16 protein-coding genes are annotated in these 16151 nt (G+C 34.5%); 11 read left to right on the top strand and 5 right to left on the bottom strand.

Annotated elements, in window-relative coordinates; translation table 11 throughout:
- Nucleotides 1-92 precede the first annotated feature (92 nt).
- Nucleotides 93-1814 (bottom strand): sodium:solute symporter family protein, encoded by a 1722-nt coding sequence (locus CJ739_RS18950; RefSeq protein ID WP_117179145.1) that lies wholly within the window; start codon nt 1812-1814, stop codon nt 93-95.
- The gene (locus CJ739_RS18955) at nt 1807-2061 is read right to left on the bottom strand and encodes a DUF4212 domain-containing protein (RefSeq protein ID WP_117178186.1); all 255 of its coding nucleotides are present in this window, start codon (nt 2059-2061) and stop codon (nt 1807-1809) included. The genes CJ739_RS18950 and CJ739_RS18955 overlap by 8 nt, the downstream gene beginning before the upstream one ends.
- A 701-nt stretch (nt 2062-2762) precedes the next feature.
- Between CJ739_RS18955 and CJ739_RS18960 the strand changes: the two genes are divergently transcribed.
- From CJ739_RS18960 to CJ739_RS18985, 6 genes are all read left to right on the top strand, one after another.
- Nucleotides 2763-3851, top strand: coding sequence for a heparan-alpha-glucosaminide N-acetyltransferase domain-containing protein (locus tag CJ739_RS18960; RefSeq protein ID WP_117178188.1), 1089 nt, complete (start codon nt 2763-2765; stop codon nt 3849-3851).
- A 4-nt stretch (nt 3852-3855) separates the two neighbouring features.
- A complete protein-coding gene (locus tag CJ739_RS18965) occupies nt 3856-4227 on the top strand; it encodes a TfoX/Sxy family protein (RefSeq protein WP_117178190.1) in 372 nt (123 codons plus the stop codon).
- An 82-nt stretch (nt 4228-4309) separates the two neighbouring features.
- The gene (locus tag CJ739_RS18970) at nt 4310-5071 is read left to right on the top strand and encodes an NYN domain-containing protein (protein ID WP_117179147.1); all 762 of its coding nucleotides are present in this window, start codon (nt 4310-4312) and stop codon (nt 5069-5071) included.
- A 274-nt stretch (nt 5072-5345) separates the two neighbouring features.
- Nucleotides 5346-5975, top strand: coding sequence for a class I SAM-dependent methyltransferase (locus tag CJ739_RS18975; protein ID WP_117178192.1), 630 nt, complete (start codon nt 5346-5348; stop codon nt 5973-5975).
- A gap of 1 nt (nt 5976) precedes the next feature.
- Nucleotides 5977-6408, top strand: a complete 432-nt coding sequence (locus CJ739_RS18980; RefSeq protein WP_117178194.1) for a DoxX family protein — start codon at nt 5977-5979, stop codon at nt 6406-6408.
- Complete coding sequence (locus CJ739_RS18985; protein ID WP_117178196.1) at nt 6409-7182, top strand: sulfite exporter TauE/SafE family protein; 774 nt, start codon at nt 6409-6411, stop codon at nt 7180-7182.
- Nucleotides 7183-7378: 196 nt separating this feature from the next.
- On the opposite strand, the gene CJ739_RS18990 is transcribed toward CJ739_RS18985, so the two are convergent.
- The 3 genes from CJ739_RS18990 to CJ739_RS19000 all read right to left on the bottom strand — a co-directional run bounded on the left by CJ739_RS18990 (nt 7379) and on the right by CJ739_RS19000 (nt 10462).
- Nucleotides 7379-8323, bottom strand: coding sequence for a phosphoribosylaminoimidazolesuccinocarboxamide synthase (locus CJ739_RS18990; RefSeq protein ID WP_117178198.1), 945 nt, complete (start codon nt 8321-8323; stop codon nt 7379-7381).
- A 285-nt stretch (nt 8324-8608) separates the two neighbouring features.
- Complete coding sequence (locus CJ739_RS18995) at nt 8609-9127, bottom strand: hypothetical protein (protein ID WP_117178200.1); 519 nt, start codon at nt 9125-9127, stop codon at nt 8609-8611.
- Between the two features lie 381 nt (nt 9128-9508).
- A complete protein-coding gene (locus CJ739_RS19000; RefSeq protein ID WP_117178203.1) occupies nt 9509-10462 on the bottom strand; it encodes a PhoH family protein in 954 nt (317 codons plus the stop codon).
- 244 nt (nt 10463-10706) lie between these two features.
- Between CJ739_RS19000 and CJ739_RS19005 the strand changes: the two genes are divergently transcribed.
- The 5 genes from CJ739_RS19005 to dnaN all read left to right on the top strand — a co-directional run bounded on the left by CJ739_RS19005 (nt 10707) and on the right by dnaN (nt 16076).
- Nucleotides 10707-11561, top strand: a complete 855-nt coding sequence (locus tag CJ739_RS19005; protein WP_117178205.1) for an SAM hydrolase/SAM-dependent halogenase family protein — start codon at nt 10707-10709, stop codon at nt 11559-11561.
- Between the two features lie 228 nt (nt 11562-11789).
- Entirely contained in the window at nt 11790-12503 is a 714-nt protein-coding gene (gene gldF, locus CJ739_RS19010) for a gliding motility-associated ABC transporter permease subunit GldF (RefSeq protein WP_117178207.1), read from the top strand.
- A 2-nt stretch (nt 12504-12505) separates the two neighbouring features.
- Nucleotides 12506-13000, top strand: a complete 495-nt coding sequence (locus CJ739_RS19015) for a hypothetical protein (protein WP_117178209.1) — start codon at nt 12506-12508, stop codon at nt 12998-13000.
- Nucleotides 12984-14651, top strand: a complete 1668-nt coding sequence (gldG, locus tag CJ739_RS19020) for a gliding motility-associated ABC transporter substrate-binding protein GldG (protein ID WP_117178212.1) — start codon at nt 12984-12986, stop codon at nt 14649-14651. The genes CJ739_RS19015 and gldG overlap by 17 nt, the downstream gene beginning before the upstream one ends.
- A gap of 306 nt (nt 14652-14957) precedes the next feature.
- The gene (gene dnaN, locus CJ739_RS19025) at nt 14958-16076 is read left to right on the top strand and encodes a DNA polymerase III subunit beta (protein ID WP_117178214.1); all 1119 of its coding nucleotides are present in this window, start codon (nt 14958-14960) and stop codon (nt 16074-16076) included.
- The last annotated feature ends 75 nt before the right edge of the window (nt 16077-16151 follow it).

The raw sequence follows: 16151 nt of genomic DNA on the forward strand, positions 1-16151 counted from the left end.
ACCTCAACTTGTTGAATATTAATATTCTTTAAAATCCAACCCTTTCCTAATTCTTAATTCCTAATTCTTAATTCTTAATCGTCAATTGTCAATTAATGCCCTGTTGCTTCACCAGCACCATTAGGTATACGAATATTTTCAACAATATCCTGTACATCCTGTGGAGGTTCTGGGGTAAATTTCATAATAACTATGGATACAATAAAATTAAGAATCATGGCTACAGTTCCAAAACCTTCAGGTGAAATTCCAAACCACCAATCGGCTTTTCCGCCGCCACCAAACCAATCGAACTTGAATTTAAGCATGTAAAACAGCATAGATAAAATACCTACTATCATACCTGCTATAGCTCCTTCTTTGTTCATTTTCTTATAAAAAATCCCTAAAATAATAGCTGGAAAAAAGGATGCTGCGGCTAAACCAAACGCTAATGCAACTGTTGCAGCCACAAACCCCGGTGGGTTGATTCCGAAATATCCTGCTACACAAACAGCAACTACTGCCGATAAACGTGCTGCTATTAATTCGCCTTTATCTGAGATGTTTGGGTTGATCATTTTCTTGATTAAATCGTGTGAAACCGAAGATGAAATAACCAATAACAGACCTGCTGCTGTTGATAAGGCTGCTGCTAAGGCACCTGCTGCTACCAAGGCTATAACCCAATCGGGTAAATTGGCAATTTCGGGGTTTGCAAGCACCATAATATCATTATCTACAACCAATTCGTTTTTTGAAGCATCCGCTAGATACTGAATGTGTCCGTCGTTGTTTTTATCATCAAATACAATTAAACCAGTAGTTTCCCATTTTTTAAACCATTCTGGCATGGTAGCATATGATTTATTTGATACCGTTTCAATCATATTGGTTCTTGCAAAAACAGAAACAGCCGGCGCTGTTGTATATAAAATAGCAATTAATAATAACGCCAGGCCTGCCGATTTACGGGCATCCTTTACGCGTTTAACTGTAAAAAAGCGTACAATAACATGCGGTAAACCTGCTGTACCTACCATTAATGCTAAAGTTATGGCAAACACGTCTATCATAGATTTTGAACCTTCGGTATATTCGGCAAAACCAAGCTCGGTGCTTAAACCGTCTAATTTATCTAATAAATACATTCCTGAACCATCGGCCAATTTACCGCCAAATCCTAATTGTGGAATCGGGTTTCCAGTCATTTGAATAGAAATAAAAATAGCTGGCACCATAAAAGCAAAAATAAGCACGCAATATTGTGCTACTTGGGTATACGTGATACCTTTCATACCACCAAGAACGGCATAAAACAAAACGATTATCATACCTATAATAACCCCTGTATTAATATCAACTTCTAAAAAACGGGAAAACACTAAGCCAACGCCTCGCATTTGACCAGCTACATAAGTAAACGATACCAAAAGTGCGCAAATAACGCCCACCATCCGTGCAGTGTTAGAATAGTACCTGTCGCCTATAAAATCGGGTACGGTAAACTTTCCGAATTTTCGTAAGTAAGGAGCTAATAATAAAGCAAGAAGCACGTAACCGCCTGTCCATCCCATTAAATATACTGCGCCATCGTATCCTGCAAAAGAAATGATCCCTGCCATGGATATAAATGATGCTGCACTCATCCAATCGGCTGCAGTTGCCATTCCATTAGCTAAAGGCGATACACCACCTCCTGCAACATAAAACTCTTTGGTAGAACCTGCTCTTGTCCAAATGGCAATTCCAATATAAAGTGTAAAAGTAATACCTACTATAATATATGTCCAATTTTGCACCCCTAAAGACGCTGCTATAAATAAACTATTCATCGTAACCATATTTTTTATCAAGTTTATTCATTAGGCGAACGTACACAAATATGAGAACAACAAACACATATATAGAGCCTTGTTGCGCAAACCAAAATCCTAATTTGAAGCCTCCCATTTTTATCTGATTTAAGGTATCTTTAAATAAAATGCCTGCTCCATATGATACCAAAAACCAAATGGTTAAAAGTATGAACAGGTATTTAATGTTTTCTTTCCAATAGGCTTTTGCATTGTTTTTTGTCATGTTTAGTTTTTATTTAGTTAGTTAATATTATTGAGTTTTAATGTTAATTTATATAGTTAATTTATTTTATCAAGCTTCAATATTAAAGGTGTCTGTCAAATAAATAATCTTTTATGTTTTATTCCATCCTGCACTTTACTGCTTATTTTTTATGTTGATAAAAGCATCTTTAATTATGTTGTACTTATTGAAACTACCCATGCGTTTTTTAAAATTAGGACTTCGACAAGCTCAGTCTGACAGAGGCACATGCTAATCAATTAATGATTAAACGATTAAGCAATTCAACAAATAAACAATTATCAATAACCAACACTGTTGGTAATAAGACTTCGACAAGCTCAGTCTAACAAACCAAATGTCATTTTATATTGCTTTTTTAAAATAAAAATGATACCTCATCTTGACTTGTTTCAATAAAATGACACAATTTAATTAACTTTTTACCTATTGGCAAAATGGGAAACAAGACCGCTAATATAATATTTACCTTTTAAATCTAATTAAATTTGCCTTTTTTATCCTTAGTTGCTTATTAAGATTAATAAATAGCAATAGTTGCATTATGTATTATATCAGATTTTCAAAAGATTACTTTATTTATTAAGAATATCTTAATATAATTACATAAATATATTATCTAAGCTTTACTGAATTATAATTTTTAGAAGTATATTTACCCTTAAAAACTAAATTTAGGATTGCATACTAACCGCTTATATTTTATTGATGCCGTTCGAGCATTTGCTATTTTAATGATGCTTCAAGGGCATTTTATAGATACGCTATTAGATCCTCTTTACAGAAATCCTATTTATACAGCCTATAATGTTTGGTCCTACTTTAGGGGTATTACAGCTCCTGTGTTTTTTACCATTTCAGGATTGGTTTTTACTTATTTACTGTTGCGGGCTAACGCTAAAGGCAACGATAAAAAACGCATAAAAAAAGGGATATTTAGAGGTTTTCTATTGTTGCTTATTGGCTATAGTTTACGTGTTAATTTGGTAAGCTGGTTTACGGGGTATTTCAGTCCGTATTTTTTGGTTATAGATGTACTGCAATGCATTGGTTTGTCACTTATACTATTGGTTTGCCTGTATTCCATATTCAAAAACCATAGCTATATATTTTCTATAGTCCTTTTTTGCATTGGTTGTGCTTGTTTTTTATCGGAACCGTTGTATAGAGATTTGGTTATTGATGACGTCCCACTTTTTTTTGCAAATTACATGACTAAAGTTAATGGCTCCATATTTACTATTTTACCATGGTTTGGATATTCGGCATTTGGGGCGTTTTTTTCTACGGTGTTTTTTAGGCATGCACATCGTAATCGGTTTAAACAATTTACCATTGCAACATTTTTTGTTGCTGGCTTTTTATTGATTTTTTATTCTACAGATTTTCTCTTTTATCTGCATAGAGTCACAGGATATGAATTGTTGTACAGATGTGCCGATTTTAACTATTTGTTTATTAGAATGGGCAATGTTTTGGTACTTTTTGGCTTGTTTTATACCCTAGAACGTTATTTAAAGCAATCCATAATTTCTAGAATAGGTGAAAAAACATTATCTATGTACGTGATACATTTCATTATTCTTTACGGAAGTTTTACTGGCTATGGTTTAAAACATTTTTTCAATCAATCCTTAAACCCTTTAGAAGTGATTTTGGGGGCAGCATTGTTTGTTATAGTAGTTTGTCTTATCTCGTTTTACTACGCACGCACCAATCACTTTGTTTATAATTTAGCCAGAAGGTTTATGAGTTTATTTAAAAGATAATACGATGGCTTACGATATATTTTTAGCCGATAGGATTCGTCAGCAACTTAAAGAAAAACACGTTCTTTTTGAAGAACTAAAGATGATGGGTGGTTTGTGTTTTAAAGTGGATAATAAAATGCTTTGTGGTATTCATTTCGATAAAAAATTTGGCGATAATTTACTCATGGCACGCATTGGGGAAGCTGTTTACGAAGCTGAACTTGAAAAACCAAACTGCCTACCAATGGATTTTACAGGGCGTCCTATGAAAGGCTATATTTTTGTAACTCCCGAAGGTTTTGATGCTGATGATGATTTATCGTATTGGCTCGATGTATGCTTAGCTTTTAATCCATTGGCTAAGGCTAGCAAACCTAAAAAGAAAACAAAATAAACTCCTTTTTTGGTTTATAAAACTTAACTTCGCTATTCTGTGGGTTACTTGCATGCCCACTATTGAATACTACAAAAATACCATGGACACAAATATAAATTTAGCAGTACTTATTGATGGCGATAATATCCCATCGGCACACGTAAAAGAAATGATGGAAGAAATCGCCAAATACGGCAATCCAACCATTAAACGTATTTATGGCGACTGGACCAAACCCCACCTATCAAAATGGAAAAACCTCTTGCTTGAAAATGCCATAACACCTATCCAACAGTACGGTTACACCACCGGGAAAAATGCCACCGATTCTGCCATGATTATTGACGCCATGGATGTACTATATTCGGGGAAAGTAAATGGGTTTTGTCTGGTATCGAGCGACAGCGATTTTACACGCTTGGCCGTCAGGTTGCGGGAAGCAGGTATGCAAGTCATTGGTATTGGTGAAAAGAAAACCCCAAATCCATTTATTGTGGCTTGCGATAAATTTATTTATGTCGAAATATTAAAAAATAAAACCGACAGACAAGATAAAGATGTTGATGCCGTTAAAGACAGCGTTGATAAAATAACCCCAAAAGATATTGAATTGATTAAAACCACCATTTCGGATGTGTCGGATGATGATGGTTGGGCATTTCTTGGCGATGTTGGTAGTCTACTACAAAAAAAACAGCCCAATTTCGATTCCAGAAATTTTGGTTTTGAGAAACTCACACCTTTAATAAAGTCGATTGATATTTTTGAGTTGGAGCAACGTGAAAACCCTAAAAGTCGCCATAAACTCATTTTTGTACGCATTAAATCGAAACAAGTAGGTGTTAAAAAGAAACGACGCTAATCGTTATTGTTTGGCTAACCTAAACTTGATTATTACTTTTAACCCGTTGGGTGAATTACTTTATCAACACTAATTTTTATATAAATTGTCACATTGAGCTTGTCGAAATGTATCTTCTAGTATCTTCGACAGGCTCAGACTGACACTTGAGTACTAAATTGACTAAATTATAATCAAAATTCGTTATAAATTAAATTTTCTTAATTTCACCCAACGGATTACTTTTATATCGTTTTCTAGATTTTAAGAGCCAATCACCTATTAGAAAATAAACATGGAAAATTTCGATAGAAAAAAACATTGGGAAAACATATACCAAACCAAGCAACCGAATGAAGTGAGTTGGTATGAACCGACACCTGAAACTTCACTTGACTTTATTAACCAATTCAATGTGCCAACAACTGCTAAAATCATTGACATTGGTGGTGGAGATAGTTTTTTGGTTGACCACTTACTACGTAAAGGATATCAAGACATTACCGTGCTTGACATTTCAGAAACAGCCATTGGTAAAGCAAAAAAACGACTTGGGAAACAAGCTGAAAAAGTAAAATGGGTTGTTACAGATGTAGCAAAATTTCAGTCTACGGAACCATACGACTTTTGGCACGACCGGGCAGCTTTTCACTTTCTTACAGATGAGCAAGAGATTTCAAGCTATCTAGAAACCGCACAACGTAGCATCAAGCCAACAGGAATTTTGGTTATTGGGACTTTTTCAGAACAAGGTCCGACCAAATGCAGTGGCATTGAAATCAAACAGTATTCGGAGAACTCAATGATCGAACGACTAAAAAATATCTTTGATAAAATAAAATGTATCACACTTGACCACAAAACACCTTTTGGCACCATTCAAAATTTTGTGTTTTGCAGTTTTAAAAAAATACAAATCACATAGTATGTTTCAAAGAATAATCCGTTCAGATAATTCAAAAACCACCATTATCATTCGCTTAATGGTTGGTACTGTTTTCTTTTCCGAAGGTATTCAAAAATTTATTTTTCCTGCCATTCGTGGGGCTGGAAGGTTTGAAAAAATCGGATTGCCTTCACCTGAATTTTTAGGAAATTTTGTCGGCACATTTGAGATTCTTTGCGGTGCATTGATTTTAATTGGTCTGCTTACACGATTGGCGAGTATTCCTCTCATTATCATTATGCTTGTTGCCATTGCAACCACAAAGGCAGGCATTTTAGCCAATCAAGGTTTTTGGGAAATGATGCATGGAAGTAGAACAGATTGGGCCATGTTACTGGGCAGTATCTTTTTGTTAATCAAAGGCGGTGGCTACTGGTCGGTTGACAATAAACTGAATAACCCAAAAAATTAAATGGACATAGTAGTTATATCATTAGTAGCATTTTTTGTTGCCATTCTTACATTCTTTTCGGGTTTTGGACTTGGAACAATCCTAACGCCTGTTTTTATGATTTTCTTTCCTGTTGAATTAGCAATCGCCCTAACAGGAGTCGTTCATTTCTTCAATAATATTTTCAAACTATTTTTGGTGGGGCGTAATGCCAACAAAGACGTTTTGTTGCGTTTTGGTATTCCTGCCGTAGTTGCCGCTATTGCTGGTTCTTGGATTTTATTAAACATAACCAACCTGCAACCATTGTTTGCCTATGATGCATTTGGAAAGCATTTTGAAGTTTATCCCGTAAAATTTATCATTTCCATTTTGCTTATTATATTCGCAAGTATAGATCTTATTCCATACTTCAATAATTTACAATTCGGTAAGGACAAATTACCCATTGGCGGAGCGTTAAGTGGTTTCTTTGGTGGACTTTCTGGTAATCAAGGCGCTATGCGAAGTGCGTTTTTAATCAAAGCAGGCCTTTCAAAAGAAGCATTTATAGGAACGGCAGTTGTGGTTTCAACTTTTGTAGACTTTACTCGATTGAGTGTTTATGCAACACGATTTACAAAAACAGGACTGACCGACAATTTGACTTTGGTAATTTGTGCAACATTAGCGGGAATTGCTGGATCTTTTTTAGGCAATAAACTTCTGAAGAAAGTTACTTTACACTTTTTACAAGTGACGGTTGCGATCATGCTGATAATGATTTCGCTTGCTTTGGGTGCAGGACTCATATGATAAGAAGACAACAAATAGGGAAGAAAAGAAGATGTGTAATTCAAAAAAAACTGTCTAAGATTAATTTGTCAGGTTGAGCTTGTCGAAACCGATATTGATTGCCAATAAGTTAAAATATTTCGACAAAGCCTGTGCTGAGCTTGTCGAAGTGCTCAATATGAACATAGAACTAGACTTTTAGATAGCATCTTAAATGTTACTTCAAATACGCCAAAACATTATTCTCAATACGTTTTTGTATATTGCTTACATCACCTTTTACAAAGGTTTCTCCTGTAATGTTTTCATAAAGTTCTATATAGCGTTCGCTAACGGTTTCAATATACGCGTCGCTCATAACAGGTACGGTTTGTCCTTTTAAACCTTGAAAGTTATTGGCTATGAGCCACTGGCGTACAAACTCTTTACTTAATTGCTTTTGGGGTTCGTTATTGGCTTGTCTTTCTTTATAGCCATCAGCATAAAAATAACGTGAGGAGTCTGGGGTATGTATTTCATCAATCAATACTATTTTACCATCTTTAGTTTTACCAAATTCGTATTTGGTATCCACCAAAATCAAGCCTCGGCTTGCGGCTATTTCTGTTCCTCTTTGAAATAATTTACGGGTATAATCTTCTAAAACCACATAATCTGCTTCTGAAACAATACCACGCTTTAAAATATCTTCTCTTGAAATATCTTCATCATGATCGCCCATTTCTGCTTTGGTTGCAGGTGTTATAATAGGTTCTGGAAACTTATCGTTCTCTTTCATGCCTTCTGGCATAGCTACACCACAAAGCATGCGTTTTCCTGCTTTATACTCACGTGCTGCATGTCCACTCATATACCCACGAATTACCATTTCAACTTTAAAAGGTTCGCACAAATGCCCTACAGCTACATTAGGGTCGGGTGTTGCTGTTAACCAGTTTGGTACTAAATCCTCTGTCGCTGCCATCATTTTGGTGGCTATTTGGTTTAGTATTTGTCCTTTGTACGGAATTCCTTTTGGCATCACGACATCGAATGCCGATAACCTGTCGGTTGCAATCATTACCAATTGCTCGTTGTTGATGTTATAAACTTCTCTAACTTTTCCGTGATAAACAGATTTTTGTCCTGGGAAATTGAAATCGGTACTTGTGATTGTATTCATTAACAGTCGTGTGTTGTTTGTTTTGCAAATGTAATTTGTTTAACGATGCCAAACAATGAAGTGGTTTAAACTTTTTTGATTGAAGTGAAAATCAGTCATTTTTTGTCCAATCGAAGCCTTTTTAGAGTTGCATAGCATCGCTACGGAAAGAAAAAAAGACGCAAAGTGGGCAAAAAAGGGCGATTTTTTAGCCAATTAAAAAAAGTTTAAACCACTTCAATAAGTAAATAAAAAAAGGAGACATAAGCATGCTCCTTTTTTCTGTATTTTTTTTAATATTAAAATTTATTTAAATCGGATATTATAAGTAACACCTACACCAACGTTTTGTATATCGACATCATTTTCTGCAAATGTGTTTTGATAAAAAGCATAAATATTCCAATCGTAGTTATGGTAACCAATTTGAGGGTTTACATATAAACCTCCCTCATTATTATCAACATTGGTTAAAAAACCGTATCCTATATCCGTTCCCAAAAACAGGCCTTTAGGTGTAAAATAATAACGGACAAACCCTGCTACAGGAATGACTCCAAAATCTTCAAAACCATCTTTTCCAAAATAATGACTATAGCCAGAAGCGGCACCAATGGCAAAATTGGGATTGAATAAATATTGTCCTCTAAGATCTAAACCTAAATTAAATGACGATACATCGCCTGTATCGCCCACTGGAACACTAGCAGTTACGCCAGCTTTAAACCAAGAATTATTTGGTGTGATGTCTATTTCAGTTTCTTGTGCAAAAATTGAAGTTGATCCTATTAATCCGATTCCGATGATTAAAAATAATTTTTTCATGTATCTTTTTTTTAAATGTTTGTATTGCAAATCTCGACAACATAAACAGAAAACCAGTTACACGATTTTTATAGAATTTTATAGAATTAAAAGATAAGCCAGCAACCCTAATTTCTAACTAATTGATTATATGATATAAACATTCCAAAATAAAAAAAGGTTAAAAAGTCCTTTAAATTTAATTTATCAAGTTGGTTGTCGAAACCGATAATAATTACCTGTAAATTAAAATATATCGACAAGCTTGGCAAAAAGGTTTACTATAGGCTTTCTACAAATAATAGTCACTAGCCATTGGTCACTAGCCATTAGTCAATAGTCAATAGCCATTAGTCAAATCAACAAATCCACGAATAAACAAATAAACAATAGTACATTTAATCAATCTACGTGTTCGATGCTTTTATATGCCTCAATAACCTTTTTAACCAAACGGTGACGAATCACATCTTTATCATCTAAAAATATCATCCCCACACCTTCTACATTTTTTAATATCAACAAAGCTTCTTTAAGACCAGAAATGGTACGTCGTGGCAAATCTATTTGCCCTGGGTCGCCAGTTAATAAAAATTTGGCGTTTTTACCCATACGGGTTAAGAACATTTTCATTTGGTTATGTGTCGTATTTTGTCCTTCATCTAAAATTACAAATGCATTATCGAGCGTGCGTCCGCGCATAAACGCTAATGGCGCTATTTGTATGGTACCGTTCTCAATGTACATTGCCAATTTTTCGGCAGGTATCATATCTCGTAGCGCATCATATAAAGGCTGCATGTAAGGGTCTAACTTTTCTTTTAAATCGCCCGGTAAAAACCCAAGGTTCTCCCCTGCTTCAACTGCTGGACGGGTTAAAATAATACGTTTCACCTCTTTGTTCTTAAGCGCTTGCACTGCTAAAGCAACACCTGTATAGGTTTTGCCGGTTCCTGCAGGTCCTATGGCAAAAACCATATCATTGGCACGCATACTTTCTACCAATTTACGTTGGTTAGCTGTTTGTGCTTTAATAAGTTTGCCTCCAACACCGTGTACCAAAACTTCGCCGCTTGAATCGGACGTAGAATAATCGTCACTACTTTGGCTTGTGAGTACACGCTCTATAACGTTTTCATCAAGCTTATTGTATTTGGTAAAATGATTCAAAAGCATTTTCATGCGGCGATCGAATTCTTCTAACAGCTCGTCGTCGCCAAAGGCCTTGATCTTATTACCTCTGGCTACAATCTTAAGCTTAGGAAAATATTTTTTTAGGAGTTCAATATTGGTGTTTTGGGCTCCAAAAAATTCTTTTGGAGTGATTTCTTCAAGTTCGATGATAATTTCGTTCAAAGGCGTAGAATTTGTTTAAAATTTCCTCTAAGATTACTGACAATATTGTTTACTCAGACGAAATGATTTATTAGTTTTATTCAGTTTTTTATTTTGACAAATAAGTATTCACGAACCTATATTTTTAATGTTAAACATAAAAATGAAAACAAAAAATTTATGTAGGTTTGTTACATATCTGTTAAAGCTCAAAAATACACAAATTTGGGTGTACTAACATTAAAAACATATCAACAATTTGCCAATGGCGATAATAACATTAACTACCGATTTTGGAGAAAAAGATCACTTTGCTGGCGCAACAAAAGGCGCTATTTACAGTGAGTTACCCAATGTTAAAATTGTTGATATCTCACATTCGGTGTCGCCTTTTAATATTTTAGAGGCTGGTTATATCATTCAAAATGCTTACAACAGTTTCCCAAAAGGCACGATACATATTATAGGTATAGATTCTGAAATTAACGAAGAAAACAAACATATTGCCTTAAAACTAGACGACCATTATTTTATTTGTGCCAATAATGGGATTATGAGCATGATTTGCTCTGAAATTGCACCCGAAAAAATTGTTGAAATCAATATCCACGATAAAATACAAACCAGTTTTCCGGTACTAGACGTTTTTGTAAAAGTGGCTTGCCACATTGCACGTGGTGGTACCCTAGAGGTTATTGGCAAAACCATACCAGAAATTAAACCTACAAAACATATTACCCCATTTGTGAACGATGATAAAACCCAAATTATAGGTAGCGTTATTTATGTTGATAATTATGGTAATGTGGTAACAAATATTAAGCGTCCATTTTTTGAAAGCATACAAAAAGGAAGGTCTTTTGAAGTTTCGGCAAGAAATAATAAGTTTAAAAAAATACATAATCGCTATAGCGATATTGTGAATTTTGAAATTCCTGAAGAAAAAAGGCATGATGAAGGCAGAGGTTTGGTGGTTTTTAATTCGGGTGGCTTTTTAGAAATTGCCGTTTACAAAAGTAATAGTGCTACAGTAGGTAGTGCTTCTACTTTAATGGGGTTGGGCTTGATGGATGCTATTAGCGTTAATTTTAGTACCGAATCCATGCTTCCTAAAAGTTAAGAATAATTACTGAATAATAAATGTTTATAAGAATTGTTAAACTGAGATTTCTTAGTAATTTTGAAACGAATTTGTTGAATGGCTTTAAGCAGTAGGCAGTAGGCAGTAGGCAGTAGGCAGTAGGCAGTAGGCAGTAGGCAGTAGGCAAAATTCACACTTTTAACTTTTAACTTTTAACTTTTAACTTTTAACTTTTAACTTTTAACTTTTAACTTTTAACTAAATTAAATGTTTGCCATACTTAAAAAAGAAATAAATACATTTTTCGCATCGCCCATTGGCTATTTGGTTATTGGTTTCTTTTTATTGCTTAATGGTTTATTCTTGTGGTTCTTTAAAGGTGAAAACAATATATTAGATTATGGGTTTGCCGATTTATCATCGTTTTTCCTACTAGCTCCATGGATATTAATTTTCCTAATTCCTGCGGTAACTATGCGTAGTTTTTCAGATGAAAAAAAACAAGGTACTTTAGAACTTTTACTCACCAAACCTATTACGCATTTAAACATTGTTCTAGGTAAATATTTTGGTGCATTCGTTTTAATTTTAATCGCCCTTTTACCAACTTTATTATATGTTTACACCATTTACCAATTAGGAAATCCTGTTGGCAATTTGGATTTTGGAAGTACTTTAGGTTCTTACTTTGGCTTGTTGTTTTTAATTGCTGCCTACACAGCTATTGGTGTATTCGCTTCTACCTTATCAGACAACCAAATAGTGGCTTTTATAACATCAGTCGCTATTTGCTTTATGTTTTATATTGGTTTTGAAAGTGTTGCCGACTACACTTCAAGTAATTTTATAGAACAATTGGGTATGAACGCCCACTACAAAAGCATCAGTCGAGGCGTCATAGACACCCGAGACATCATCTATTTTTTAAGTATTACAGCATTTTTTATAATGCTAACGAAACTGAATATTAATAAAGAATAAAAATGATTTTAACACCGCTGTTCGTTATTTTTTTAATAGTCGTTTTCCTGTTAGTTTGGGCATTTACCAATACTATAGACAAACGTAAATGGTTAAGTTTTTTAATAAGCATCGTATTAACTCCCATTGTTTATTTTTATGTGTTTTATCCGCTTATAAACATTTTTAGCAGCTACCACCACGAAAAACATTTTGATGCCGAAGCTTGGACAGATAAACCGGCTTTACGCTACGAAATGAGTAACGAAATGACCAAGCTGCAAATGTTTAAAGGTAAAACCAAAAGCGAAGTAAAAGCTATTCTGGGAAGCAGCGAATGGTATGGTTGGGATGATAGTATTAAAGCCAATTCGCCTAACAAATGGAACTATAATTTAGGCTATAAACCTGGAGCTTTTAACCTAACTCAAGAGTGTTTGGAGTTGGAATTCAAAAACAATAAAGTTGAAAGTGTTAAACAATACCAATTAGAAACAAAGTTTGAAGAAGCACCTTAAACATATAACCATATTATTAATTGCTCTAATAGCTATTAACTACATAAGTAGTTTAGCTTTTAAACGTTTCGATTTAACTGATGACAAACGCTATACCTTAAGCGAGGCTACAATTAATATCATTAAAAACGTAGATTCACCTATCGAAATAGATGTGTTTTTAAGTGGTGAAGATTTTCCTTCGGAATTTAGACGCCTTCAAAACGAAACGAAACAATTGCTTGAAGAGTTTTCATCTGAAAACAGTAACATCATTTTCAATTTTATTAATCCATTGGAAGATGATGCCACCCGCGAACGCCATATTCAGCAATTAACAGACAGAGGTCTAACCCCAATGCAATTGAGTGTTCAAGAAAACGGAAAAACATCACAAGCCATTATTTTTCCTTGGGCTTTGGCTAGTTATAATGGTAAAACGGTTATTATTTCGCTTGTAAAAAACAAAATAGGCGCTTCGCAACAAGATCTGGTAACCAACTCGGTACAACATTTAGAATATGCCTTTGCCGATGGGTTTAGCAAATTAACAAACCCAAAACATAAAAGCATAGCTATCTTAAAAGGAAATAAACAACTAGCCGACAAATACATTGCCAGTTTTATTAGAAAATTAGGTGAGTACTATTTTATTGCGCCCTTTACTTTAGATAGTGTTGCGAATAATCCTCAAAAAACATTGGATGGGTTGAACCATTTCGATTTAATAATATCGGCAAAACCTACTGAAGCCTTTACCGAAGAAGAAAAACTAGTCTTAGACCAATATACCATGAATGGTGGCAAAAGTTTATGGCTTATTGATGCGGTTGCTATGGAAAAAGACAGTCTTTACAACGATAGGGGTAAAAACTTTGCTACCAGCAGGGATTTAAATGTCACCGATTTCTTTTTTAAATATGGCGTGAGAATCAATCCAGTTATGGTAAGCACACTTTACTCTGCCCCTATTACATTGGCTATGGGTGAAGGCAGTGAGTCACAGTTTCAGCACCTCCGTTGGCCATATGCGCCTTTAGCTTCAACTAATGATAACCATCCCATAGTTAACAATCTAAATTTGGTAAAGTTTGATTTTGCAAATCAAATAGACACACTTAAAAATGACATTAAGAAAACCATTTTATTGGAAAGTGCCCCTTTAACAAAACTAGAAGGCACCCCCAGAGAAATTAGTTTGGAAATTGTGACGCAAGACCCAGATCCAGCAACGTTCAATAAAGGAAACCAAACCTTAGCCGTTTTATTGGAAGGTGAATTCACTTCGGTTTACGCCAATCGAATAAAGCCTTTCGAACTTCAAAAAGAAATAAACAAAAGCGTTCCTACAAAAATGATTGTTATTGCCGATGGTGATGTTATAAAAAACGATGTTTTTAAGAACGTTCCTCAAGAATTAGGATTTGATAGATGGACGGGGCAAACCTATGGCAACAAAGAATTTTTACTGAATGCTGTTAATTATTTATTGGATGACAACGGACTTATAAACATTCGTTCGAAAGAAATAACCGTTGAATTTTTAAATCAGGAAAAAATTGCTGACGAAAAAACCAAATGGCAAGTTATAAACATTTTACTTCCGCTACTGCTATTAGGGGCTTTTGGAGTGCTTTTCAATTATTTTAGAAGAAAAAAATACGCCAACTAGCTCGTAGATTTTACACTAAAGTTTCCCACATACCCAGTAATAAATGTTAATAAGTTTGTTTCCAATATTAATAGGTAAAGAATATATTTGTAAGTAGTATAATTAAAACTTAATCTAAGTTCTTTTTTAGATGAAACACCTCTGTTTTACAACACTTTTTTAAAGTAAACAAATAGAAACCATAAAGCATCTAACTTAAAAAAAATTAAAACTAACGCATGAAACGAGCATGTTCAAAATTTCATTCTCTAAGGAAATGATTAATAGCGAACTGCATGTGTCCTTTAAAAAAATAAATATTAACACATGAAATTTATAGTATCAAGTACCTATTTATTAAAACAATTACAAGTTTTAGGAGGTGTTATTAATAGTTCGAACACCTTACCTATTTTAGATAATTTCTTATTCGAATTAGATGGTTCAATGTTAACGGTTTCAGCAAGCGACTTAGAAACCACTATGGCATCTTCACTAGAAGTAGAAAGCGATAGTAAAGGTAGTGTTGCTATTCCTGCTCGTTTGTTATTAGATACTTTAAAAACATTTCCAGAGCAACCATTAACTTTTGTTATTGAAGACAACAATACGGTTGAAATTAGCTCTAATCATGGTAAATATGCCTTAGCCTATGCTGACGGAAAAGAATTTCCTAAAGCCGTTTCACTTGAAGACCCAAGTAAAACAGTGGTTATTGGCGATGTATTGGCAACGGCTATTAGTAAAACTATTTTTGCTGCGGGAAACGACGATTTACGCCCAGTAATGAGTGGCGTGTTTTTTCAATTCTCAACACAAGGCTTAACTTTTGTTGCAACCGATGCACACAAATTAGTAAAATACACGCGTGAAGATGTAAAAGCAAACCAAGTAGCGGAATTTATAATGCCTAAAAAACCTTTGAATTTATTGAAAGGCATTTTAGCTGGTAGTGAAAATGAAGTTACTATTGAATATAACGATTCGAATGCAAAATTCACTTTTGAGAATTCAGAGTTGATTTGCCGTTTAATTGATGGTAAATACCCTAATTACGAAGCGGTAATCCCTAAAGAAAACCCTAACAAATTAGTAATTGACAGAACACAGTTTTTAAACTCAGTGCGTCGTGTTAGTATTTTCTCGAACAAAACAACCCACCAAATTCGCTTAAAAATTGCTGGAGCTGAACTTAATATTTCTGCAGAAGACATCGACTATAGCAACAAAGCCGAAGAGCGTTTAACCTGCGATTACCAAGGCGATGATATGCAAATTGGTTTTAACTCACGTTTTCTAACCGAAATGCTAAACAATTTAAATTCTGATGAGGTACAGTTAGAAATGAGTATGCCTAATAGAGCCGGTATTTTAACGCCTATTGATGGTTTAGATGATGGTGAGCAAGTAACTATGCTAGTAATGCCCGTAATGCTGAATAGTTAGTTTTGTCATTCCCTCGAATGAGGAATCTTATATATTTAAAAATGAAAAAGACCATCAAATAATTAGGCATATTCA

It is taken from the genome of Mariniflexile sp. TRM1-10 (assembly GCF_003425985.1).
GTDB lineage: Bacteria > Bacteroidota > Bacteroidia > Flavobacteriales > Flavobacteriaceae > Mariniflexile.